22 protein-coding genes are annotated in these 23,567 nt (G+C 69.4%); 13 read left to right on the forward strand and 9 right to left on the reverse strand.

Translation table 11 applies throughout. From position 1 onward, the window contains the following. Positions 1-80 precede the first annotated feature (80 nt). The gene (locus DDZ18_RS03490) at positions 81-2,105 is read left to right on the forward strand and encodes an alpha/beta hydrolase family protein (protein WP_109251944.1); all 2,025 of its coding nucleotides are present in this window, start codon (positions 81-83) and stop codon (positions 2,103-2,105) included. A 73-nt stretch (positions 2,106-2,178) separates the two neighbouring features. On the opposite strand, the gene cpdR is transcribed toward DDZ18_RS03490, so the two are convergent. Beyond that, positions 2,179-2,547: a cell cycle two-component system response regulator CpdR gene (gene cpdR, locus DDZ18_RS03495; protein WP_109251945.1), complete on the reverse strand. Its 369-nt coding sequence runs from the start codon at positions 2,545-2,547 to the stop codon at positions 2,179-2,181. A 132-nt stretch (positions 2,548-2,679) separates the two neighbouring features. Here cpdR and DDZ18_RS03500 point away from each other — a divergent pair, with 132 nt between their 5' ends. From DDZ18_RS03500 to hisN, 3 genes are all read left to right on the forward strand, one after another. Next, on the forward strand, positions 2,680-3,543 hold the full coding sequence (locus DDZ18_RS03500; RefSeq protein WP_109251946.1) for an N-formylglutamate amidohydrolase: 864 nt from the start codon (positions 2,680-2,682) through the stop codon (positions 3,541-3,543). Between the two features lie 145 nt (positions 3,544-3,688). Further along, a complete protein-coding gene (locus DDZ18_RS03505; protein ID WP_109251947.1) occupies positions 3,689-4,096 on the forward strand; it encodes a helix-turn-helix domain-containing protein in 408 nt (135 codons plus the stop codon). 2 nt (positions 4,097-4,098) lie between these two features. Further along, complete coding sequence (gene hisN, locus DDZ18_RS03510) at positions 4,099-4,914, forward strand: histidinol-phosphatase (RefSeq protein WP_109251948.1); 816 nt, start codon at positions 4,099-4,101, stop codon at positions 4,912-4,914. On the opposite strand, the gene DDZ18_RS03515 is transcribed toward hisN, so the two are convergent. Continuing rightward, positions 4,911-5,921: a class I SAM-dependent methyltransferase gene (locus tag DDZ18_RS03515; RefSeq protein WP_199241122.1), complete on the reverse strand. Its 1,011-nt coding sequence runs from the start codon at positions 5,919-5,921 to the stop codon at positions 4,911-4,913. The two genes, hisN and DDZ18_RS03515, sit on opposite strands and share 4 nt — an antisense overlap. 257 nt (positions 5,922-6,178) lie before the next feature. On the opposite strand from DDZ18_RS03515, the gene DDZ18_RS03520 reads away from it, so the two are divergent. Next, on the forward strand, positions 6,179-6,655 hold the full coding sequence (locus DDZ18_RS03520; protein ID WP_109252225.1) for an Hsp20 family protein: 477 nt from the start codon (positions 6,179-6,181) through the stop codon (positions 6,653-6,655). Between the two features lie 91 nt (positions 6,656-6,746). On the opposite strand, the gene DDZ18_RS03525 is transcribed toward DDZ18_RS03520, so the two are convergent. The 4 genes from DDZ18_RS03525 to gpmA all read right to left on the reverse strand — a co-directional run bounded on the left by DDZ18_RS03525 (position 6,747) and on the right by gpmA (position 11,583). Beyond that, entirely contained in the window at positions 6,747-8,804 is a 2,058-nt protein-coding gene (locus DDZ18_RS03525; RefSeq protein WP_109251949.1) for an NAD(+) synthase, read from the reverse strand. Between the two features lie 103 nt (positions 8,805-8,907). After that, complete coding sequence (locus tag DDZ18_RS03530) at positions 8,908-10,200, reverse strand: pentapeptide repeat-containing protein (protein WP_109251950.1); 1,293 nt, start codon at positions 10,198-10,200, stop codon at positions 8,908-8,910. Between the two features lie 82 nt (positions 10,201-10,282). Beyond that, entirely contained in the window at positions 10,283-10,873 is a 591-nt protein-coding gene (gene ribD / locus DDZ18_RS03535) for a bifunctional diaminohydroxyphosphoribosylaminopyrimidine deaminase/5-amino-6-(5-phosphoribosylamino)uracil reductase RibD (RefSeq protein WP_233245688.1), read from the reverse strand. Continuing rightward, on the reverse strand, positions 10,864-11,583 hold the full coding sequence (gene gpmA, locus DDZ18_RS03540; protein ID WP_109252227.1) for a 2,3-diphosphoglycerate-dependent phosphoglycerate mutase: 720 nt from the start codon (positions 11,581-11,583) through the stop codon (positions 10,864-10,866). The genes ribD and gpmA overlap by 10 nt, the downstream gene beginning before the upstream one ends. Positions 11,584-11,744: 161 nt before the next feature. Here gpmA and DDZ18_RS03545 point away from each other — a divergent pair, with 161 nt between their 5' ends. The 3 genes from DDZ18_RS03545 to DDZ18_RS03555 all read left to right on the forward strand — a co-directional run bounded on the left by DDZ18_RS03545 (position 11,745) and on the right by DDZ18_RS03555 (position 14,617). Continuing rightward, on the forward strand, positions 11,745-11,972 hold the full coding sequence (locus DDZ18_RS03545) for a hypothetical protein (protein WP_109251951.1): 228 nt from the start codon (positions 11,745-11,747) through the stop codon (positions 11,970-11,972). A 75-nt stretch (positions 11,973-12,047) separates the two neighbouring features. After that, a complete protein-coding gene (locus tag DDZ18_RS03550; RefSeq protein WP_109251952.1) occupies positions 12,048-13,037 on the forward strand; it encodes a KpsF/GutQ family sugar-phosphate isomerase in 990 nt (329 codons plus the stop codon). 71 nt (positions 13,038-13,108) lie between these two features. Then, a complete protein-coding gene (locus tag DDZ18_RS03555; RefSeq protein ID WP_109251953.1) occupies positions 13,109-14,617 on the forward strand; it encodes a phosphomannomutase/phosphoglucomutase in 1,509 nt (502 codons plus the stop codon). A 4-nt stretch (positions 14,618-14,621) separates the two neighbouring features. Here the strand turns inward: DDZ18_RS03555 and DDZ18_RS03560 are convergent, their stop codons facing one another. Continuing rightward, the gene (locus DDZ18_RS03560) at positions 14,622-15,794 is read right to left on the reverse strand and encodes a S8 family serine peptidase (RefSeq protein ID WP_109251954.1); all 1,173 of its coding nucleotides are present in this window, start codon (positions 15,792-15,794) and stop codon (positions 14,622-14,624) included. A 152-nt stretch (positions 15,795-15,946) separates the two neighbouring features. Between DDZ18_RS03560 and galE the strand changes: the two genes are divergently transcribed. Then, a complete protein-coding gene (gene galE, locus DDZ18_RS03565; RefSeq protein ID WP_109251955.1) occupies positions 15,947-16,945 on the forward strand; it encodes a UDP-glucose 4-epimerase GalE in 999 nt (332 codons plus the stop codon). A 67-nt stretch (positions 16,946-17,012) separates the two neighbouring features. Here the strand turns inward: galE and DDZ18_RS03570 are convergent, their stop codons facing one another. Together DDZ18_RS03570 and DDZ18_RS03575 are read right to left on the reverse strand one after the other, a co-directional pair. Then, a complete protein-coding gene (locus tag DDZ18_RS03570) occupies positions 17,013-17,345 on the reverse strand; it encodes a hypothetical protein (RefSeq protein ID WP_109251956.1) in 333 nt (110 codons plus the stop codon). Between the two features lie 12 nt (positions 17,346-17,357). Continuing rightward, positions 17,358-18,368: a right-handed parallel beta-helix repeat-containing protein gene (locus tag DDZ18_RS03575; RefSeq protein WP_109251957.1), complete on the reverse strand. Its 1,011-nt coding sequence runs from the start codon at positions 18,366-18,368 to the stop codon at positions 17,358-17,360. 320 nt (positions 18,369-18,688) lie between these two features. Between DDZ18_RS03575 and DDZ18_RS03580 the strand changes: the two genes are divergently transcribed. From DDZ18_RS03580 to glmS, 4 genes are all read left to right on the forward strand, one after another. Next, positions 18,689-19,111, forward strand: coding sequence for a DoxX family protein (locus tag DDZ18_RS03580; RefSeq protein WP_109251958.1), 423 nt, complete (start codon positions 18,689-18,691; stop codon positions 19,109-19,111). Between the two features lie 194 nt (positions 19,112-19,305). After that, entirely contained in the window at positions 19,306-20,181 is an 876-nt protein-coding gene (galU, locus tag DDZ18_RS03585; RefSeq protein ID WP_109251959.1) for a UTP--glucose-1-phosphate uridylyltransferase GalU, read from the forward strand. 73 nt (positions 20,182-20,254) lie between these two features. After that, entirely contained in the window at positions 20,255-21,598 is a 1,344-nt protein-coding gene (locus tag DDZ18_RS03590) for a UDP-glucose dehydrogenase family protein (RefSeq protein ID WP_109251960.1), read from the forward strand. 64 nt (positions 21,599-21,662) lie between these two features. After that, positions 21,663-23,486, forward strand: coding sequence for a glutamine--fructose-6-phosphate transaminase (isomerizing) (glmS, locus tag DDZ18_RS03595; protein ID WP_109251961.1), 1,824 nt, complete (start codon positions 21,663-21,665; stop codon positions 23,484-23,486). Positions 23,487-23,567: the final 81 nt, after the last annotated feature.

Consider the following 23,567-nt stretch of genomic DNA (forward strand, 5'->3'; position numbering starts at 1 on the left):
GTCGCTCGCGTTGACCGCGGCTCGACTTCCGACCTACGATCGACGACAAATGAAGATGCAGACATGAGGGGAGCGGGCCCATGCTTCGCATGACGCTTGCCGGCGTCGTCCTGGCCGGCGGTCTGACCGCCGCGGCGACGGCGGAGATCACGGCGGAACCGGCGCCGATCGACCATTTCGCGCAGGTGCCCAACATCCAGTCGGTGTCGATGAGCGACGAGGGCGACATGATCGCCGCCATCATCGCGATGCCGGGCTCGGAGAACGAGGAAACCGCGCTGGCGACCTGGAATCTCGAGGATGCCGGCGCCGCGCCGGTGGTCACGCCGAGCGGCGACGAGATGAAGTTCATCGCCGCCTCCGCGCTCAAGGCCGACCGGCTGCTCGTGCTCGGCCGCCAGGAGTGGACCGGCCGCCTTGGCGGGTGCGGCGAGGGCCGGGTGACCGGCGCCACGGCGACCTTCGTCACGCGGGCCTATCTCACCGATTCCGAGCATTCGGATTTCGAAGAGGCGTTCGCCGCCAATACGCGCCAGCTCGGCGTCAGCGAGGCGACCCAGCGCTGCTTCGAGCTGGCCGGCACGGCCAATCTCGTCTCGAGCCTGCCGCTGGACCCGGAGCGCGTGCTCATCCAGCAGCTCAATATCGCGAGCCTCTCGGCGAACTATTATCGCTACAACCTGCGCACCGGCGCCACCGAGCTGGTCTATCGCGAGGGCGGGCGCGCCTCGGCGGCTTTCTTCGATCCGCGCGACGGCGAGCTGCTCGTTCAGCAGGAGTTCGTTCCGACCGGCGGCGACTACCGGATCGATTACCTCATCAAGGATCCCGAGACCGGCTCGTTCGATGCGCACGAGCCCCTGAGTTCAATGGCGTCGAACCGGTTCAACATCAGCATCCAGGGAATCGACGAGGCCACGGGCAACTACTACGTCGTCACCGACAAGTTCTCCGACAAGGCGGCGGTCTATTTCTACGACCCGGAAGCGCGCGAATTCAGCGAAGAGCCGCTCCTGGCCCATCCCGAGTACAGCGCGACGGGCGTCGTCCTCGGGACCAGCCCGGACAATTACAACCAGCTGCTCGGCTTCAGCTACGCCGGGCCGAGCACGCGGACCTATTGGCTCGATCCGACGCTGGATTCCATCCAGACCGGGCTTGAGCAGGCCTACCCGGACACGGGCGTGTCGCTGATCGACTGGAGCGACGACTTCTCGCGCGTGCTCTTCGCCACCGGCGACGGCGCCAATCCGACCAGCTATCACATCCTGCGCGACCGCTCGCAGGTCCAGACGCTCGGCGAATCGCGGCCTTGGTTCGACGACGTGGAGATGCGCGAGCCCGAACTCGTCTACTACGAGGCGCGCGACGGCATGCGCATTCCGGGCATCCTCACCCTGCCGGCGGGCTGGACCCGCGAGGACGGGCCCCTGCCGGCCGTGGTGCTGCCGCACGGCGGCCCGTGGGCGCGGGACTCGACGAGCTGGGACGCCTCGGGCTGGCCGCAATTCCTGGCGACGCGGGGCTACGCCGTCCTGCAGCCGCAGTATCGCGGCTCGACCGGCTGGGGCCGCGAGCTGTGGCTCGCCGGCGACGCCCAGTGGGGCCTGTCGATGCAGGACGACAAGGACGACGGCGCGGCCTGGCTGGTCGAGGAGGGCATCGCCGATCCCGACCGCATCGCGATCTTCGGCTATTCCTACGGCGGCTTCGCCGCGATCGCCGCGACGGTGCGCGAGGACGGGCCGTTCCAGTGCGCCATCGCCGGGGCCGGCGTCAGCGATCTCACCCGCCTCGGCAACAACTGGAGCGACAACCGGCTCCAGCGGATCATCCAGGGCCAGACCGTCACGGGCATGGACCCGATGCGCAACACCGAGCGCGCCAACATCCCGATCCTGCTCTATCACGGCGACCGGGACGTGCGCGTGCCGCTGTTCCATTCGCGGAACTTCTACAACGCGATCGAGGACCGCGTGGACGCCGAGCTGCTCGTCGTCGAGGACATGCCCCACAGCCTGCCCTGGTACCCGCGGCATCACCGCGAGACGCTCGCCGCGATCGAGCGCTTCCTCGCGGAGGATTGCGGACCGGGCGGCCTCTGAGGCCCGGCCGGATCATGAAAAGGCCCGCCTCCGAACGGAGGCGGGCCTTTTTCATTGCGGGATCGGCTGCGGCTCAGGCGGCGTCCATCACCCGGGCGACCTCGTCGACGAGATCGCGCAGATGGAAGGGCTTGGACAGGATCTTGGCGTCCTTCGGGCCCTCCTCGCCGGCGCGCAGGGCGACGGCGGCGAAGCCGGTGATGAACATGATCTTCAGCGACTTGTCGATCTGGGCGGCGCGGCGGGCCAGCTCGATGCCGTCGATGCCGGGCATCACGATGTCGGTGAGCAGAAGCTCGTAGGCCCCCGGCGCTTCGCCCAGCGCGTCGAGGCCTTCCTCGCCGTCGGCGACGGCGTCGACCTCGTGGCCGGCGCGGCGCAACGCCTTCGCGAGGAAGTCGCGCATCGAATCATCATCTTCGGCGAGAAGAATCCGGGCCATCCACGCCCCCCTTGTCGGTGTTCGAACCGGAATCAGACTATTCGATCCGTGGTAAAAGTCTGCTGAACGCGCTGCGGTTCAACCGTTTCGCGCAGTTGTTGACGTGCGCTGGCCGGACGGGATGATGGCGTCATGAGCGAGGGGTCGCCCGATTTCGAGGCCGAACTGCCGGTCCGCGTCCATGCGCCGGAGCGCCGGACGAGCCGGCTCGTCTTCGCGTCGCCGCATTCGGGCCGCAACTATCCCGACGCCTTCCTCGCGCTCGTGCGCCTGCCGCTCGCCCTGCTGCGCCGGTCCGAAGACGCCTATGTCGACGAGCTCATCGCCGCCGCGCCGGCGTGCGGCGCGTCGCTGGTCGAGGCCGACTTCCCCCGCACCTGGGTGGACGCCAACAGGGCCCGCTGGGAGTTCGATCCCGCCATGTTCGACGGGCCCCTTCCGCCCGAGGCCGGCCCGGCCACGGCGCGGGCGGCCGCCGGGCTGGGCGTGGTGCCGCGCCTGGCCGCCGACGGCCGCGCGATCTATGGCGGCCCGATCGCCTTCGAGGAGGCCCGGCGCCGCGTGGAGCGGGGCTATGTCCCCTACCACCAGGCCGTGAAGCGGGAGATCGAGCGCGCCTGCGAGACCTGGGGCGAGGCGGTGCTGATCGACTGCCATTCCATGCCCTCGGCCAGTGCGCGCGGGGCCGACATCGTGCTCGGCGACCGCTTCGGCGCCTCGTGCAGCGAGGCCGTGGTGACGCGCGCAGAGCGGGGCTTTCGCGATCTCGGCTTCTCGGTGGTCCGCAACCGGCCCTATGCGGGCGGCTACACGACCGAGCATTACGGACGGCCGTCCGCCGGGGTTCACGTGCTCCAGGTCGAGATCAATCGGGGCCTCTATCTCGAGGAGGCGGCGGTCGAACGCAGCGCCCGATTCGAGGCCGCGCAGGCGGCTTTCTCCCGCTGGATCCAGTGGATGACGCTTGAGGATGAAGTCCAGGCCGCAGCAGAATAATATATTTATCAGCGACTTCAGCTATCCGTGATTGCAGGCGCCATTGCCCGGGGGCATAAATATTCTTATGAACCGTGGCGCTGTCCGGGATCAGCGGGCATGATCGGCGAGGACGCGTCGGGCAGGGAAACGAGGATGGACCGACATGACCAATGAAATCGACCATCACGTCGGCAAGCGGCTGCGCCGCCGCCGCCGTCTGCTCGGCCTGACCCAGCAGCAACTCGCCGAATCCGTCGGCATCCGCTTCCAGCAGATCCAGAAATACGAGTGCGGCGCCAACCGCGTCAGCGCGAGCCGGCTGTTCGAACTCGCCGAGGCGCTCGACGTGCCGGTGCAGTATTTCTACGAGGGCCTGCAGAGCAGCGGCGAGCCCGCCGCCACCTCCGAGGAGGCGCTGGCGCCCGACGTGCTCTCGCAGAAAGAAACGGTCGACCTGATCCGGGCCTATTACAAGCTCAACGAACGGCCGCGCCGCCGGCTGCTCGAGCTGGCCCGCTCGCTCGACCCGAAGGACCGTTTCGCGGGCTCCAGCGGGTCCGACGCCGCCTGATCGTGCCGAGCCGGACGCCTGCGCCCGACGCCGACCTCGCCTTCGCTCATACGCTCGCCGACGCTGCGCGGGAGATCGCCGCGCCGCTGTTCCGCGCCGGACTCGCCGGCGAGAGCAAGCGCGACGACAGCTTCGATCCCGTCACCGAGGCCGACCGCCGCATCGAGGCCGCGATGCGCGATCTCATCGCCCGTGACCGCCCCGAGGACGGGGTTCTGGGCGAGGAGGGCGAGGATGCGCCGAGCGCGTCCGGGCGGCGCTGGGTGCTCGATCCGATAGACGGGACCCGCGCCTTCCTCGCCGGACTGCCCACCTGGTGCGTGCTGATCGGCCTCGTAGACGAATCCGGGCCGACGCTTTCGGTGATCGATCAGCCCCATACCGGCGAGCGCTTTTCCGGCCTCGTCGCCGGCGAGCGCCGCGAAGCCTGGCTCGACCGCGCCGGCGATCGGCGCCCGCTCGCCGCCCGCGCGGGCGCGAGCCTCGACTCCGCCATCGTCTCGACCACGGATCCCTACATGTTCGCCGGCGCGGAAGCCGCCGCCTTCGAGGGGCTGCGCCGGCGCGCGGCGATCGCGCGTTACGGGCTCGACGCCTACGCCTATGCCGCTCTGGCGCTCGGCGGCGTGGATCTGGTGGTCGAAAGCGGGCTCAAGACCTGGGACGTCGCCGCGCTCGTGCCGGTCGTGCAGGGCGCGGGCGGGGTCATCACCGATTGGTCGGGGCGGCCCTGCCACGAGGGCGGCCAGGTGCTCGCCGCCGCCGATCCGGCGCTGCACGCCGAAGCCCTGGCGCTGCTTTCCGGAGCGGCGGACTAGCTGTCCGAGTCGTCGTCGCCGTCAGCGCCTGACGCTTCTTCGCCGTCGCCTTCGGCCGCCGCCTCGTCTTCGGCCGCCGCCTCGTCTTCGGCCTCCCCGCCCGGCTTCCGGAAGCGCAGGGTCATGCGATCAGACTCGCCAATCGCCTCATAGGGCGCGCTGTCGAACTCAGGATCCGGCTCCTCGCCGAAATTCGAGCTCCGGCGCACCGGCGGCAGCGTCCACACGCCGAAGGGATGATCGGCGTCGTCGGCGGGATTGGCGTTGATCTCGCTGGCCGCCTCCAGCTCGAAGCCGGCCTCCTCGGCGAGCGCGACGAGATAGTCCTGCTGGACATAGCCCGAGGCCGCGCGCGGATCCTGCTCGCGATTGGCCGGCAGGCGGTGCTCGACGACCCCGAGCACGCCGCCCGGACGAAGCGCCTCGTAGAACTGCGCGAAGGCTTCCTCGGCGAGCCCGCGCGCCATGAAGTTGTGGACGTTGCGGAAGGTCAGCACGAAGTCGGCCGTACCGGGCTCGACGATGTCCCCGCCGCCCGGTTCGAAGCTGACCATGCGGACCGCGCCGTAGCGCGGCTCGGAGAAGCGCTCGCGATAGTCATCGAGAAACGCCTCCATCCGTTCGGAGCCGTCCGAGGGCAGGTTCGCGGCGACGTATTCTCCCTCGTTCGCGGCGATCCAGGGCGCGAGGATCTGGGTGTACCAGCCCGCCGCCGGCCAGATCTCGACCACCGTCGCCGACGGGTCGACGCCGAAGAAGCCGAGCGTTTCGGCGGGGTGGCGCCATTCGTCCCGCGCTGCCTGGCCGCCGCGCCAGTCGCCGGCGACCGCCCAGCTCAGCGTGCCCGTCTGGGGTCCCTCGGTCGCGCTGTCAGTTTCGCCGGACCGATCCGTCTCCGCCGCCGGGGCGTCCGCGCCCGGCGTTTCGGGTTCGGCGGGTTCGGGACCCTCGCCGCAGGCGGCGACGAACGCGGAGGCGAGAAGGCAGAGGGCGAGGCGGCGTCGCATGATGATCTCCGGAAGCTGGGGGACGCGCGGCGAAGCGCGGCCCGACCGGGCGCTAATTCACCGGGCGTCGCGCCGTTTGACAAGGCCCCGGCGCCGTCCCGCCGGATCCTTGCGGCCGCGCGACCAGGCGCCCATATCGTCCCTCGAGGCCGCCGAACGGGGTCTCGAACATCGCTCCGGCGCTGGGCTTCAGGCCGGACCAGAAACCAGGCGCGCCGCGGCGCGGCGCCTGATCGCTTCGAATGGAGGATCGCAACATGCGTACGATGGACTTGTCGCCGCTCTACCGCACGATCGTCGGCTTCGACCGGCTCGCCGACATGATCGACACGGCTTCGCGCCAGGAGAGCGGCTCTGGATATCCCCCCTACAATATCGAGCAGCTGGGCGAGAACGACTATCGCATCGAGCTGGCCGTGGCCGGATTCGGCGAAGACGAGCTCGATGTCGAGGTCCAGGAGAACGTCCTGACGGTGTCGGGCAAGCGCGCCGCCGAAGAGAGCGGCGAAGACCGCAACTTCCTGCATCGCGGGATCGCCGAGCGCTCCTTCGAGCGCCGCTTCCACCTCGCCGATCACATCCGCGTCCGCGGCGCCGAGCTCAGGAACGGGCTGCTCTCGATCGAGCTTGAGCGCGAGATCCCCGAAGAGAAGAAGCCCCGCCGCATCGCCATCAACAGCGACGCCGGCGACGGCGCGAAGGTGATCGAGGGCAGGGAGGCCGACGCGGCCTGACCCGAAGTCCTCGCGGGGCGCCGCCGGAAGGCGGCGCCCGCATCGCTGATCAACCGTGAAGGGCGGCGCAGTCTCTGCGCCGCCCTTTGCGTTACAGGCCGAGCTCGGCGCGCAGGGCGGCGAGCGCGTCGGTCCATACCGTCGCGGCGCTGTCCGACGGGGCGCGCCAGTCGCCGCGCGGGCTGAGCGCGCCCGCCGAGGTCACCTTCGGACCGTTGGGCATGGCGGTGCGCTTGAACTGGCTGGTCTGGAAGAAGCGGCGCGCGAACACCTGCAGCCACTGGACGATCTCGGCGCGCGAATAGGCGCGCCGGTCGGCCTCGGCGACATGGGCCGGCCAGGCGCCGGCCTCGGCGTCGCCCCAGGCGGCCTCGGCGAGGAAGACGATCTTCGCCGGGCCGAGCCCGTAGCGGGCGGCGTAGTGCAGGTTGAAATCCTGCAGCGCGTACGGGCCGATCGCGGCTTCCGTGCTTTGCGGCCCGTCGGCGGCGTCGGCGGGCACGAGCTCGGGCGAGATCTCCGTATCCAGGATCCGCTCGAGCGTCGCCGAGGCGTCGGGGCCGAACTGGCCGCGCCGGGCCGACCAGGCGATCAGGTGCTGGATCAGCGTCTTCGCCACGCCGGCGTTGACGTTGTAGTGGGCCATCTGGTCGCCGACGCCGTAGGTGCACCAACCCAGCGCCAGCTCCGAGAGGTCGCCCGTGCCGATGACCAGCCCGCCCTCGTGATTGGCGATCCGGAACAGGTAGTCGGTGCGCAGCCCGGCCTGCACGTTCTCGAAGGTGACGTCGTACTGCTTGGCGCCCTCCGCATAGGGATGGCCGATATCGGCGAGCATGCGTTCCGCCGCCGGGCGGATGTCGATCTCGCGGCGCGTCACGCCGAGGCTCTCGATAAGCGCGTCGGCGTTGGCGCGGGTCTCCGCCCCGGTTCCGAAACCCGGCATGACGACGGCGAGGATGTCCTTGCGGTCGCGGCCGAGCCGGTCGAAGGCGCGCGCGGTGACGATCAGCGCCTGGGTGGAGTCGAGCCCGCCGGACACGCCGATGACGGCCTTGGCGATGCCGGCCGCGCGCAGGCGCTGGGCCAGCCCCTGGACCTGGATGTTGTAGGCCTCGTAGCAGTCCTCATCGAGGCGATGGGGATCGTCGGGCACGAAGGGGAAGCGGGCGATCGCGCGCTTCAGCGGCAGGGTCTCGTCGAGCGGCGCATCGAGGGAAAAGCCCACGCGCCGCCAGTCCTTCAGGCGCTCCGCGATCCGTCCCGCCGCGTCGCGGAAGGTCGACTGCCTCAGCCGGTCCTGGACGATGCGCTCGATATCGACATCGACCACGAGCCGGCCGTGATCGTTGTGGAAGCGCTCGCTCGCCGCGAGGGGCTCGCCCAGCTCGTGGACCGTGAGCTGGCCGTCCCAGGCCAGATCGTTGGTCGACTCGCCAGGGCCGGCCGCGGCGAAGACATAGGCGTTCTGGCAGCGCTGGGACTGCACCTCGCACAGCGCGGCGCGCTCGCGCGCCTTGCCGATCGTGACGTTCGACGCCGACAGGTTCAGCGTCACCGTCGCCCCGGCGAGCGCGCCGTCGATGCTGGGCGGATGCGGCGCCCACAAGTCCTCGCATATCTCGACGTGAAGCCCGAACCCGGGATGGTCCTCGGCCTCGAAGATCATCGCCGCGCCGAAGGGCGCGGTCTGGCCGGCGAACTCGATCGCCTCGACCTGGGCGCCGGGCGCGGCGGCGAACCAGCGCTTCTCGTAATACTCGCGATAGTTCGGCAGGTAGGTCTTCGGGACGATCCCGAGCACCCGGCCGCGATGGATGACCAGCGCGCAGTTGAACAGCTGGGAATGGGCGCGCACCGGGCAGCCGACCACGATCACCGGCATGAGCGCGCGCGAGGCCTCGATGATCGCCCGCGCGGCGGTCTCCGCGGCGTCGAGCAGCGGCGCCTGGTGGTGCAGGTCGTCGAGCGAGTAGCCGGTCAGGGACAGTTCCGGGAACAGCGCCGCGGCGGCGCGCTCGGCGTCGGCCTCGCCGGCCAGCGCGACGATCGCCTCGGCGTTCGCCTTCGGATCGGCGAGCGCGACGCGCGGGGCGAAGGCGGCGATGCGCGCCATGCCGTGACGGTAGATGTTCTGGAAGACGGCCATGAAGCCTCGCGAAGGGCGGGGCGAGAGCGAGCGGGCCGCCCGCCCGGACCCTTATGCTCAAACCGAGTATTTATACGGCGCGAACCGCGCCGGCAACACCGCATCAGGCGGCGTCGAGATCGATCGCGCCGGACAGGTCCTCGGCCATCTCGGAAAACGCGTCGGGCAGCGCCGCGGCGGTGAAGCACGCGGCTTGGAAGCGCGCCGCGCGGACGTCCGCGCCGCGCAGCTCGGCGAAGGCGAGATCGGCGCCGGAGAAATCGGCCTGGCGCAGATCGGCGCCGCCGAGATCGACGTAGCGCAATCCCGCGCCGGTCACGTTCGCGGGCAGGCGACGCTCGCCGCCCAGCACCAGCGGCGAGAGCTGCGCGCCGCGCATCCGCGCCTTGTCGAGGCGCGCGCCCTCGAGGTCGGCGCCGCGCAGATCGGCCTTGCGCAGCGAGGCGTCGCGCAGATCGGCGCCGGCGAGCCTGGCGCCCTGCAGCTGGGCGTCGTCGAGATCGAGGCCGTAGAAGATCGCGCCGCGCGCCTGGAGGGCGGTGAGGTCGCGGCCGGCGAGGCTTGCGAGCCCGCGCAGGTCCTCGCCGTCCAGGACGGCGGGCGCGCCCTCGGCGCCGCCGGTCGCGCACCAGCGGGCATGCGCGTCGAGGAGTTTCGTCAGCCGGGCGATGTTCTCCGGCGAGGCCGCGTCGCCGGGATCGGCCAGCGTCCCCTCGGTGCAGGCGTGGTCCATGCGCGCGCCCTGGAGGTCGGCGCCGGCCAGGATCGCATCGGAGAGATCGGCCTCGGTGAGGTCGGCCGCGGCGAGCTCGGCGCCCTCGAGATTGACGCGGGCCAGCCGCACGCCCCTGAGATTGGCGCGCACGAAACACGCCCCGGCGGCGACGGCGTCGGCGAGATCGGCGGGCTGGGCGCGGCCGGCGGCCGGCCTGGCGGCAGCGAGATCGCCCCCGCGCCGGGCGTCGGCGTATTCGCCCGGGCTCTGCTCGTGGGCCAGCATGGCGAAGCCCTGCTTGCGGTCGGCGCGCGCGATTCCGCCCTCGCGCAGATCGGCCTGGGTGAGATCGGCGGCGGTGAGATCGGCGCCGCGCAGGATCGCCCCGCGCAGGTCGGCGCGATTGAGCCGCGCGCCGGCGAGATCGGCGCGCCTGAGATCGACGGCGTACAGCGTCGCGTTGGTGAGCGTCGCGCCCGACAGATTGCAGCCGGCGAGCACCGCGCCGGAGAAATCCGCGTCGGCGAGATTGCGGTGCGACAGGTCGAGCCCGGCGAGATTCGTGTAGGCGAAGTTCGCCCGGGCGCCGCCCATCCGGCCGCTCATGAGATCCTCGTGGCGGTCGCAGATCGCGTCGGCCTCGTCCTGGGTCAGGCGCTGATAGTCGGCGGTGCCGGTCATGGGCGTCGGGTCCGGGCTCGGTCGGGAGGGGCTCCCGCGGGTCGATTAACCCTACGACGCAGGCTCTTAACGCCCGGTTGCGCTAGTTCGCCGGCGCCTTGAGCCTGACCCGGGTGAGGCCTTCGCGGCCCATGCGCTCGAGCGCCTGCTCGACGCTTTCGTCCGGCCGGGGTTCGAGATCGGCGTCGAACAGCGCGGCCCGCGGATCCTGGCCGACCAGGGGCAGGCCGGTCGCGACATGCGTGAAAAAGCCGGCGTTGAGCGCTTCGGCCCGGTCGCGCCGCCCATCCTCGACGACCGCGATCCCGGCCGCCTCGAGCCGCGCGACGCCTTCGCCCGCGACGCGCGGGAAGGGGTCGCGGCAGCCGATGACCACGCGCGCCACCCCGGCTTCGGCGAGCGCGTCGGCGCAGGGCGGCGTGGCGCCGTGATGGGCGCAGGGCTCGAGGCTGACATAGGCCGTCGCGCCTTCGGCTGCGGCGCCGGCCCTGTCGAGACAGATCCGTTCAGCGTGCGGCCGGCCGCCGGGCGCGGTGGCGGCGGCGGAGATCATCCGGCCGTCCCTGACCAGCACGCAGCCGACGGCGGGATTGGGCGCGGTCGATCCGAGCGCGGAGAACGCCTGCGCCAGCGCGGCGTCCATGAAGCGCAGATCGGCCGGGCTCAGGGACAAGGCGGCAGGTCCTGCGCGCGGTCTTCGTCGAGATAGGCCGCCTCGACCGGGCGCAGCCCGTCGAGTTCGATCATCAGCGGATTGCCGGTGGGCATCTCGACATGAACGATCTCCTCGTCGCCGACCTTGAACAGCATCTTCACCAGGGCGCGCAGCGAATTGCCGTGAGCGGAGATGATCAGGTCGCGGCCCTGCTCGAGCTCGGGCGCGATGGTCGAGCGGAAATAGGGCTCCACCCGCTCCAGGGTCAGCGCCAGGCTCTCCGTCGAAGGCAGCTCGCTGGCGCCGAGATCGGCGTAGCGGGGATCGAAGCGGGGATGGCGCTCGTCGTCGAGCGGCATGGGCGGCGGCGGGGTGTCGTAGGAGCGCCGCCAGACCTTGACCTGCTCGGCGCCGTGCTCGTCGATCATCTCCTGCTTGTTGCGGCCGGTGAGCGCGCCGTAATGGCGCTCGTTCAGCCGCCAGCTCTTCTGGTCGGGGATCCAGACCCGGTCGAGCTCCTCGAGCGTGAGCCAGAGCGTGCGCACCGCGCGCTTGAGCACGCTGGTGAAGGCGAGCTCGGGGGCGAAGCCGGCCTCGCGCAGCAGCGCGCCGCCGCGGCGGGCCTGGGCCTCGCCCTTGTCCGTCAGGTCGACGTCCACCCAGCCGGTGAACCGGTTCTCGAGGTTCCAGATGCTCTGGCCGTGGCGAGTGAGGACGAGGCGGGTCATGGCGGCTCCGGCGGCTTCCAACGGATGATCGACGCGCAACGACATACGCATCCCGGCGGTGCTTGGCCAGTGACGGCGTCCCTTGCGCGCGCGGCGAGAATCTCCCAGCATTCCCGTCTGCGCCGCCCGCGATCGGGCGGACCGCGATCGGGGGGCCGCAGATGAAGCGCGTCGTGCTGACCGTGAGCGACCAGAACGCGGCCGATTCCCTGGATCGGCTGGTCGCGCGATTCACCGAGGAAGTCGCGGCGGGCTCCGACGAATGCGTCTTCTACATGAGCGAGCCGGGAGCGGGCCGTCCCGCCCGCGTCGTCGAGACCGAGAGCCAGGCCACGCTCGACCGCTTCGTCGCGCTGGTCGATCCAGCGATCGCGCGCATCGACGGCTGAGGCCGCGGCGAGGGCTGGCGGCGCCGCCGTCGCCCTGCTAGACGAATGCCTCCGTTTTCACAGCCCGCTGGCCCGATGAATTCTTCCCTGCGCACCGTCGATCGCGAGGCCGTCCTCGCGGCCATGCGCCGCACGCTGAAGCTCGAGGCCGACGCGCTCGCCCGCCTCGAGGCCGAGCTGGACGCCGCGGCCGCCGACGCCGTCGCGCTTTTGGGCGGGCTCAAGGGACGGCTGATCTGCGCGGGCGTGGGCAAGTCCGGTCATGTCGCGCGCAAGATCGCCGCGACGCTCGCCTCGACGGGCACGCCCGCCCAGTACGTCCACCCCTCGGAAGCCAGCCACGGCGATCTCGGCATGATCACGCCCGACGACGCCGTGCTCGCCCTGTCGAAATCCGGCGAGACCCGCGAGCTCGGCGACCTGATCGCCTATTGCCGCCGCTTCGGCGTGCCGCTGCTCGCGCTGACCGCCGGCGCCGAGAGCTCGCTCGCCCGCGACGCCGATCTCGTGCTGCGCGTGCCCGACGCGCCGGAAGCCTGCGGCGAAACCCGCGCGCCGACGACCTCGACGACGCTGATGATGGCCTATGGCGACGCGCTCGCCGTCGCCCTGATCGAGGCGCGCGGCTTCACCGCGACGGATTTCGCGATGTTCCATCCGGGCGGCGCGCTCGGCGCGGCGCTGGCGACCGTCTCCGACCTGATGCATCCGGGCGACGCCATGCCGCTGGTCCGCGGGTCGACGCCGATGGGCGAGGCGATCATCGAGATGAGCGAGAAGGGCTTCGGCTGCGTCGGCGTGCTCGACGACGACGGGCGCTTCGCGGGAATCATCACCGACGGGGATCTCCGGCGGAAGATGGCCCCGGACCTGCTGCAGCGCAGCGCCGGCGAGGTGATGACGCCCGACCCCCGCATCGGCCGGCCCGACATGCTCGCCGCCGACGCGTTGCGCGAAATGACGGCGGGCGAACGCAAGATCACCCAGCTCTTCATCTGCGAGACCGGCGGCGCGCCGCTCGGCCTGCTGCACATTCACGACCTGCTGCGCGCCGGGGTGAGCTGAGCGGGCCGGTCTTGACCGGCGCGCATCCGTCCCGCTAACCGCTGCGAGCATTCTTTCGACCGGAGACCGCCATGAAGAGCGCGCTGACGCCCAACACCTGGGAGTTCGAGACCGAGGCGCTGGTCAAGCCGACCGGCTTCCGCGAGTACGACGCGCGCTGGTGGTACGGCCATCCGGAATCCGATCGCGCCCCCGAGATCAATCTCTACGGCGTCCAGGCGCTCGGTCTCGGGCTGGGGACGCTCATTCACGAGCTCGGCGTCGAACCGAAGATCGTGACCGGTCATGATTTCCGCGGCTATTCGCTGTCGGTGAAGCAGGCGCTGACCGTCGGGCTGATGCAGGCGGGAATCGAGGTCCACGATATCGGCCTGGCGCTGTCGCCGACGGCCTATTTCGCCCAGTTCCATCTCGACATTCCCGCCGTGGCGATGGTCACGGCCAGCCATAACGAGAACGGCTGGACCGGCGTGAAGATGGGCGTCGAGCGTCCGCTCACCTTCGGGCCGAAGGAGATGGGCCGGCTCAAGGAGATCGTGCTCGAGGAGCAGTTCGATCCGCGCGGCGGCGGATCGTACGTGCGCGAGACCGGCGTCGCCGAAGCCTATCTCGACGACGTCGCGAAGGGCGCGGCGCTGAAGCGCAAGCTGAAGGTGGTCGCAGCTTGCGGCAACGGCACGGCCGGCGCGTTCGCGCCGAAGGCGCTGCGCGCGATGGGCGCCGAGGTGATCCCGCTCGACTGCGAGCTCGATCACCGTTTCCCGCGCTACAATCCGAACCCCGAGGACATGCGCATGCTGCGCGCGCTGAGCGAGGCGGTGACCGAGCACGGCGCCGATGTCGGGCTGGCCTTCGACGGCGACGGCGATCGCTGCGGCGTCGTCGACGATGCGGGCGAGGAGATCTTCGCCGACAAGGCCGGGCTGATGCTCGCCCGCGATCTCTCCGCCGAGCACCCGGGCGCGAAATTCGTCGTCGACGTCAAATCGACCGGGCTCTACGCGATCGATCCGGTGCTCAAGGAGAACGGCGCGACGACCGAGTACTGGAAGACCGGCCATTCCTATATCAAGCGCCGCGCCAACGAGATCGGCGCGCTGGCCGGTTTCGAGAAGTCGGGCCACTACTTCCTGCAGCCGCCGGTCGGGCGCGGCTATGACGACGGCCTGGTGGCGGCGCGCTGCATTCTCGAGATGCTCGACCGCAATCCGGGAAAGTCGATGGCCGAGCTTCGCGCGGCGCTGCCGGTGAGCTACGGCTCGCCGACCATGTCGCCGGCGTGCGACGACGAGCAGAAATACGCCGTCGTCGATCGCGTGATCGAGAGTTTCGAGAAGCGCAAGGCCGACGGCGAGAAGATCGCCGGACGCGCCATCGCCGACGTCAACACCGTCAACGGGGTTCGCTTCACGCTGGAGGACGGGGCCTGGGGGCTGGTGCGCGCCTCGTCGAACACGCCCAACCTGGTCGTCGTGGTGGAGAGCCCCAACTCGCGCGACGACGTGAAGGCGGTCTTCGAGGCGATCAAGGCCGAACTCGCCCGCCATGAGGAGGTGGGCGAGTTCGACCAGGAGCTGTGATCGCTCAGTTCACGCAGATCGGATCGGGATCGCCGTCCGGGTCGCCGGAGACGGTTCCGTCGCTGCCCGGGTTGCCGAACAGCAGGATGCCGGCCACGTGCGGCGCGGCCATCGAGGTTCCCGACAGCGTCTCGTACGCGCCGTCCTTGTAGGTCGACAGCACGCCGACGCCGGGAGCGGCGCACTCGATGGGCGGGTTGCCGTAGTTGGAGAACGACGCCCAGCCGTCACCGGAGTCGCTGGCCGAGACCGTCCAGATGTTCGCGTGGTTGGCGCTCGCCGGCGAGTAGTTGTTCGCGTCGTCGCCCGAGTTGCCGGCCGCGAGCGAGAAACGGATCCCGTTGCCGGCTGCGGCGATGACCGCGTCATTGACGGCCTGGCTGAAGCCGCCGCCCAGGCTCATGTTGGCGACGTCGCCCGGCGCGCCTTCCGCCGCGACATAGTCGATGCCGGCGATGACGTCCGAATACGACCCCGAGCCGCTATTGCTCAGCACCCGGACCGCCACGACCGGCGCGCCCGGCGCGACGCCGATCACGCCGATATTGTTGTCGATCGCGGCGATGGTGCCGGCGACATGCGTGCCGTGGCCGTTGCCGTCGTCGGCGGTCTTCGGGCCGCGGCTGACGAAGTTGGCGCTGCGCGTCGTGTCGACATTGAGGTCGGGATGATCGAGATCGATGCCCGAATCGATCACCCAGGCCGCGCCCGACCAGCCGGTCGCGCCGCCGTTCACGCGCTCGATCCCCCACGGCGTCTGCTGGGCGGGGTCGGACCCGCCGCCGTCGCCGCCGCCGTCATCGCAGCCGGGATCGCCGGCGTTCGGCCCCTTGCATGGCGGCGGCGGGAAAGCGAACGCGACCTGGTCGCGCTCGTAATAGGCGATATTGGGATTTTGCTGCACCAGGCGCTCCGCGGCCTGGGCGGGCATGCGCGCGGAGAAACCCCGGATCGCCGTCGTGTAGACGTGGCCGACCTGGCCCCCGGCGCGATTGACCAAGCCCTGCGCCCGCGATTCGACGGCGGACGGCGCGACGCTGTTGTCGAAGACGAAGATATAGCTGTCGCGGACCTGCTCGAGCATCTGGGCCGAAAGGCCCGGCTGCTGGGCCCCGGCCGGCGTCGCCGCGAAAGCGGCTGCCGCGGCGCCCGCGGCGAGAATGGCTGCGAATTTCATGGCGGTCCCCTTGATTGCTGCCGCGTCAAGCCTAGCACCCCGTGAGTCGACGTCCAGCGAATGGAATATTCGATGTTCCCGGCGGCGTTGTTGTCTGTTCGCGGCGCCTGGATTAGGAGGCTGGGGTCAGCGATCGAGCGGAGGCGGGCGGCGTGGCCGAGACCATTCTTGTCGCGGGCGGTGCGGGCTATATCGGCTCGCATGCCTGCAAGGCGCTTCACGCGGCCGGATACCGGCCGGTCGTGTATGACGACCTGTCCTCGGGTCATGAACACGCCGTGCGCTGGGGGCCGCTCGTGCGCGGCGACATCCGCGACGTCGCCGCGCTCGACGCCGCCTTCGCCGAGCACCGGCCCGCCGCGGTGATGCACTTCGCCGCCAGCATCGAGGTCGGCGAGGGCGAGCGCGAGCCGCTCAAATACTGGGACAACAACGTCGCCGGCAGCGCCTCGCTTCTCGCCGCGATGGGCCGGGCCGGCTGCGAGTCGATCGTGTTCTCCTCGACCTGCGCGGTCTACGGGGAGCCGGAGGCGCTGCCGATCTCGGAAGCCGAGCCGCTCAAGCCGGCGAGCGTCTACGGCCGCACCAAGCGCGCCGTCGAGCAGATGCTCGCCGATGCGGCCCGCGCCCACAGCCTGCGCTACGCCGCGCTGAGATATTTCAACGCCGCCGGCGCCAGCCCTGACGGCGAGATCGGCGAGGAGCACGATCCCGAGACGCATCTCATCCCGAACGCGCTCAAGGCCGCCGCAGGACTGGGCGAGGCGATGCGGCTGTTCGGCGAGGATTACGACACGCCCGACGGGACCTGCGTCCGCGACTACATCCACGTCGCCGATCTCGCCGACGCCCACGTCGCCGCGCTGAAGCGCCTGATCGGCGGAACGCCCGAGATCGTGTGCAATCTGGGCACCGGCGCCGGCTTCAGCGTGCGCGAGATCCTGAACGCCGTCGAGCGCGCGACCGGCCGGCCCGTGCCCCACGAGATCAATCCGCGCCGGCCGGGCGACGTCGCCCGGCTGTACGCCGATGTCGGCCGGGCTCGGGACTTGCTCGATTTCCGCCCGGCGCGCTCGACGCCCGAGACCATCATCGCCGACGCCTGGGCGTTCCACGCGCCGCGGTGGGGCGTGGAGAAGGCCGACGGCTGACGCCGTCGAAGACGCGCGGCGCGTTCAGCCGTCCGCCGATTCGACCGGTCGACGTTAACGCGGCGCCTCAGCGATCGGGGGCGCCGCGGCGCCGATCCGGCCCGGCCTCCGACGAAGGCAACGCGCCGGCGCCGCAGCGTTCGGCCTCCCGGCGGTTCGCGCGTTCGGCGGCGGCCGAGCGCGGTCCCTTCTCCTCCAGGGCCTGAGCCCGCCGCTCGGCCGCGCGCCGGGCGTCGGCGTCGCGGACCTCCCGCGAATTCTCGGCCGCGGCCGGAAACGCCCCGGGTCCGCGCTCGCACGGATCCGGCGGGCCGGCGGCGCCGGTCTGCGCCGACGCGGCCGGCGCGGCGACCAGCATCGCGAGGACCGCCGCCGGGATCGTCATCGGTTTGCGAATCATCCTCGCCTCCGTTCAGTCGCACACATTGGCCGGGCACCAGTCGGACGCCGAAGGCGCTTCGCCCTCGGCCACGACCCGGGTGCCGGAAATGTCGCCGTCGTCGGGAGAGCTCGCCGCCGGGATCTCGTAGCCGCGCACCTTGTTGTTGGTCATCACGTTGCCGCTTCCCACGTCGAGCAGGCCCCACTCGACGCCGTAGTTGACGGGATAGTAGCCGTCGTCCGGGGAGCGTTCGAAGATGCGGTTGTTGTCGACGGTCGCGGCGTCGTCGCCATAGACGTAGACGGCGACGTCGGAATTGCCGCCGATATTGTTGTTGGCGATCAGCACGTCGTCGCTTTCGAACGCCAGCACGGCGGTCGCGGCGTACGCGCTGTCGCCGAGCCACTGATTGCCGCCGATATGGTTGAAGCGCAGGGACCCGCCCGCGCCCAGGCTGAACTGGACGCTGTTCGCGCCGAGCCGGTCCTGGTCGGCGGACTCGGTGATCACGTTGTGCTCGATCGTGCACGATCCGCTGCCGATGCAGGCGATGCCGCCCTTGCCGTAATTCTCGATCACGCTGTGGCTGATCGATACCGATTCCTCGACCGTCGTGCCCTCATTGCGCGCGACGATTCCGACGCCGGTCTGGCATCCGCTGTCCTGCGTGATGTCGGCCACCGTCGAGTGGCTGACGCTTCCCGACGCGCCCAGGAAGCGGACGCCCTCGAGGTCGGCGCGGCAGCCCTGCGGCAGGTCGGCGGCGACGACCAGGCGCGTCACGTGCATCTCGACGGCGCCGGCCTCGTTCTCGACGACCGCCCCCTCGAAGGGGTCGAGGGCCGTGATGGAATGGCCCTGTCCGTCGAGCGTCACGCCGTCGGGCACGTAGATGGTCTCGGTGGTCGTGCAATCGCCGTTGAGCAGCATGGTCGAGCCGCTCATGGTGAAGTTGCACGTATTGCTGGCTTCGCCGGCGCCGGTGAAGAGCGCGGCGGCGCCGAACGCGACGGCGGCCGCCGCGACGATCTGGCCTTTCATGAAGAGCCTCCCCTGGGTCCTGTCCACCCGATCGGCTTCGGCCCGCGGCCGCCGGTCCGTCCCTTGAGCCCGACCGGTCCGCGCACGCCGAACCCGGCCTCCTGCATTGCGATCAGAAGGCGCGGGAAGTTAACACAATTGCTGGTTCGCCGAAATGATCGGCTTATCCAGGCTCGTGTCGATCGCGCCGCCCGCGCACGCGTCTTCACGCGCGATCCCGCTTCGGTGATCGACCGTCACACGCGCGTCAGCGTCCATGGAAATCGCAACCGTGCGTGCAGACATCGGGCGCGTACGGCTGAAACAGAGGAGACGCACCCATGGCCGATGCTTCGAATCCCACCTCGACGCCTTCGCCATTCGCCGGGCGGGCGCACTGGCTGCTCCGGGTCGCGCTGGCGAGCGTGTTCGTCTTTCACGGCGCACAGAAATTCGCCGACCTTGAAGGCGGCGCCGCGATGATGGGCCTGCCGATGCTCGTCTGGGCGCTGGTCGGGCTGGCTGAGCTGGCCGGCGGTCTCGGCGTTCTCGCCGGCGGGTTGGTCGCCGGGCGGCTCGGCGATCTCGCCACCCGTCTCGGCGGACTGGCGATCATCCCCGTCATGCTCGGCGCCATCGCCATGGTCCACTGGGGCCGCTGGAGCTTCACGCCGTCCGACAGCCACCCGATGGGCGGCATGGAGTTCCAGGTCGTGCTCTTGTTGATCGGGCTGTTTTTCGCCGTGCGCGGCAATCGGGCGTGAGCCCGGTTCGCCGGGTCGACGCCAGAGACGCCCCCGTCCGCGCCGGACGGGGGCGTCATGCCGTCCGGGCGGCGCTTCCGACCGCGCGTCCGCGGCGGGGCGTCGCGGGTCAGCGCTTGATTGTTCGCTCGCGCTGATTGAAAAAGCGGCGCATTCGGCGTCACGCCGCCGCTGTCCGCTCCCGGGGAATCCTCATGAAACCCGTCCGTAAAGCCGTCCTGCCCGTCGCCGGTCTCGGCACGCGGGTGCTCCCCGCGACCAAGGTCATCCCCAAGGAATTGCTGCCGGTCTATGACCGCCCGGCGCTGCAATACGTCGTCGACGAGGCGCGCGCGGCCGGGATCGAGCACTTCATCTTCGTCACCGGCCGCAACAAGGCCGCGATCGAGGACTACTTCGACTCGGCCTACGAGCTCGAGGCGACGCTGGCGGCCAAGGGCAAGACCGACCTGCTCGACCGGCTGCGCGCCGACCTGCCCGCCGCCGGCCAGTGCAGCTTCGTGCGCCAGCAGGCGCCGCTCGGCCTGGGCCACGCGGTCTGGTGCGCGCGCGACATCGTCGGCGACGAGCCCTTCGCCGTGCTCCTGCCCGACATGATCATGCGTTCCGATCCGCCCTGCCTGAAGCAGATGGTCGACGCCCGCGCCGGGGTCGGCGGCAACATCATCTCGGTCGAGGAGGTGCCGCGCGAGGACGTCTCCAAGTACGGCGTGATCGAGCCCGGCGAGCGCCGCGGCGCGCTGGTCGAGATGCGCGGCATGGTCGAGAAGCCCGCGGTCGCCGACGCGCCGTCCAACCTGATGATCTCCGGGCGCTATATCCTCGAGCCGGATATCATGGACCTGCTCGCCGAGCAGGAGGCCGGCGCCGGCGGCGAGATCCAGCTCACCGACTCCATGCTCAAGCTGATGGCGACGCGGCCCTTCCACGCCCTGCCTTTCACCGGCGAGACGTTCGATACCGGCTCGAAGACGGGATATCTGGAGGCGTTCGCCGCGTTCGCGCTCGCCGACGCCGCCGACGGCGAAGACTGTGCGGCGATCCTCGACCGACTCCTGAAAGGACGCTAAAGCAGCACGCGAAGATGCGTCCGCGGTCGAGCGTGCGGGCGTTCGCGAAGGCAGGCGACACGAGGGTAAGCTGATGCACGTAGCCATGATCGGGACCGGATATGTGGGCCTCGTCTCGGGGGCGTGCTTCGCCGATTTCGGTCACACCGTGACCTGCGTCGACAAGAACGCCGAGAAGATCGCCGCGCTCGAGAAGGGCGTTATCCCGATCTACGAACCGGGCCTCGATCTGCTCGTCGAGCGCAATGTCCGCGAAGGGCGGCTGGATTTCTCGACCGATCTCACCGACGCGGTGCGCGAGGCCGATGTCGTGTTCATCGCGGTGGGCACGCCCTCGCGGCGCGGGGACGGCTACGCCGATCTCAGCTATGTCTACGCCGCCGCGCGCGAGATCGCCGCGGCGATGGAGGGCTTCACCGTCGTGGTGAACAAGTCGACGGTGCCCGTGGGCACCGGCGACGAGGTCGAGCGAATCATCAACGAGACGCGGTCGAACGCCGATTTTTCGGTGGTGTCGAACCCGGAATTCCTGCGCGAGGGCGCGGCGATCGACGACTTCAAACGCCCCGACCGCGTCGTCGTCGGCGCCGAGGACGAGCGATCGCGCGAGGTCATGCGCGAGCTGTATCGCCCGCTCTTCCTCAACGAGACGCCGATCCTGTTCACGAGCCGGCGCACCTCCGAGCTGATCAAGTACGCCTCCAACGCCTTCCTGGCGATGAAGATCACCTTCATCAACGAGATCGCCGACCTGTGCGAATCCGTCGGCGCCAACGTTCAGGAAGTCGCGCGCGGCATCGGGCTCGACAACCGGATCGGGTCGAAATTCCTGCACGCCGGCCCCGGCTATGGCGGCTCGTGCTTCCCCAAGGACACGCTGGCGCTGGTCCGCACCGCCCAGGACGCCGGCTCGCCGCTGAGCCTGGTCGAGACCGTGGTGGAGTCGAACGCCCGCCGGAAGCAGACGATGGCCGGCAAGGTGATCGAAGCCTGCGGCGGCTCCGTCGATGGCAAGACGATCGCCGTGCTCGGCCTGGCCTTCAAGCCGAACACCGACGACATGCGCGAGGCGCCGAGCCTCGACATCATCCCGGCCCTGCAGAAAGCGGGCGCCCGCATCCAGGCCTTCGACCCGGCCGCGACCGCCGAGGCCGAGGCGCTCCTCGACGACGTCGAGTTCATGACCGGTCCGTATCTCTGCGCGGAAGGGGCCGACGCGCTGGTGATCGTGACGGAATGGAACGAGTTCCGCGCGCTCGATCTCGAGCGCATCCGGACCGCGCTGCGCGAGCCGGTGCTGGTCGATCTGCGCAATATCTACGATCCGGAAGAAGTGTCCTCTGCGGACTTTCAATACGTGAGTATCGGCCGCTGCAGCCAGCCCCAAAAATACAAATCGTCAACGACCAAAACCTAGTCTTGTAGTCATTGAACCTTGAAGCGCCCAAACACGGGCCGGGCGTTCTAGACCGGATGGATTAATGTGCGGGATCATCGGCATCGTCGGGACTGCGCCCGTCACTGAACGTCTCTTGAGCGGCCTGAAACGGCTCGAATATCGCGGCTATGATTCAGCCGGAATTGCCGTTCTAGACCGTAATGGTGAACTCCAGAGACGCCGGGCGGAAGGTAAGCTCTCGAATCTTGAGGCGGTGGTCCGCGACGATCCGTTGGAAGGGTTTGATGGGATCGCCCACACGCGGTGGGCGACGCACGGCGCGCCAACGGAGCGCAATGCTCACCCCCACGCTGCAGGTCCGGTCGCAATTGTTCATAACGGCATAATTGAGAATTACAGAGAGCTGGAAGGTGAGCTGAAAGAAGCTGGCTACAATTTCGAGAGTGACACGGATAGCGAGGTGATTGCGCACCTGATCAGGTCGCGCTTGGAGGGCGGCCTCGATATGACGTCGGCATTCGACGAGACTGTCCGGCGGTTGCGCGGCGCCTATGCGATCGCAGCAATGTGCGCTGACGAGCCCGGGCGGATTTGGGCGGCGCGAGAGGGTAGCCCGCTTGTGATCGGTCTCGGCGAGCAGGAAGCCTTTGTCGGCTCTGATGCGTTCGCCCTCGCCGGGCTGTCGCGTCGCCTAATCTACCTCGAGGACGGAGATTGTGCCGAAATCTCGCGCGCGGCCATAACTGTCCGTGACAGTAGCGGTCGCGAAGTTAGCCGGGATGTCAAGCTCTCGGAGGCCGTGGCGGGTTACGCGGATAAGGGCGAGTACCGCCATTTCATGGAAAAGGAGATCCACGAGCAGCCTGACGCCATTGCGAGGACGCTCTCACGCTACGTTGATGCAGGCTATGGGCGCTTCACAGTCGAAACTGGTGTTGACTGGAGGACCACCGAACGACTCTTTCTGACGGCTTGCGGTACTGCACTTTATGCTGGAGCGATAGCGAAATACTGGTTCGAATCGCTTGCACAACTTCCAGTTGAAGCAGATGTCGCGTCCGAATTCCGCTATCGCGAACCAGTTGTACGCGAGCATGACGCCGCTGTCTTCATTTCCCAGTCTGGCGAAACTGCAGATACGTTGGCTGCGTTGCGCTACGTTAAAGCTTCGGGGGCCGACACTGTGGCTGTCGTAAACGTGCCGGAGTCGACTATCGCGCGCGAGGCGAAAGACGTGATCCTAACCGAGGCCGGTCCGGAGATCGGGGTGGCTTCCACAAAGGCGTTCACGGCTCAGCTCACCGCGCTCGCATGCCTCGCCGGCAGCGCAGCAGAAGCACGCGGTCAGCTCGACGCCGAAGGAGGTGCAGCGCTCGTTGACGCGCTTGTCCAGGCGCCGCGCCAAATCAACGAGGCGTTCCGGCTTGAACCCAAGATCCAGCAGATCGCGCATACGCTCGCCCGAGCGTCTAATGTACTTTATCTCGGCCGCGGAGTGTTCTTCCCGCTGGCGTTGGAGGGGGCGCTAAAGTTAAAAGAAATCAGCTACATCCACGCTGGAGGCTACGCGGCCGGCGAGTTGAAGCACGGCCCAATTGCTCTGATCGAGGATGGGACGCCTGTAGTTGTAGTGGCCCCGTCTGATCCATTATTCGAGAAGACTTGCTCGAACATGCAGGAAGTGCGCGCGCGCGGTGCGCATGTGATTCTTATTACGGATCCAAAAGGCGCGCAGCGCGCCGGGGAACTTGCCGATGAGGTCTTGGTTCTGCCCGACTGTCCTCGCCTGATCCAACCGATCGTGGCGGCGGCGCCGCTACAGATGATCGCTTATCATACTGCTGCGCTAAAAGGCACCGATATCGACCAACCACGCAATCTGGCCAAGTCCGTTACGGTAGAGTAGCGCGGTCGACCTCCACTGCGTGGCCGCGTGCGATGACGCGAGAAGGTCCCGGCCGCGAGGGATGGATTTTTCCCCTCGCGG

Origin of the sequence: Marinicauda salina (genome assembly GCF_003122085.1) — a bacterium.
In the GTDB taxonomy this organism is placed as follows: domain Bacteria; phylum Pseudomonadota; class Alphaproteobacteria; order Caulobacterales; family Maricaulaceae; genus Maricicauda_A; species Maricicauda_A salina.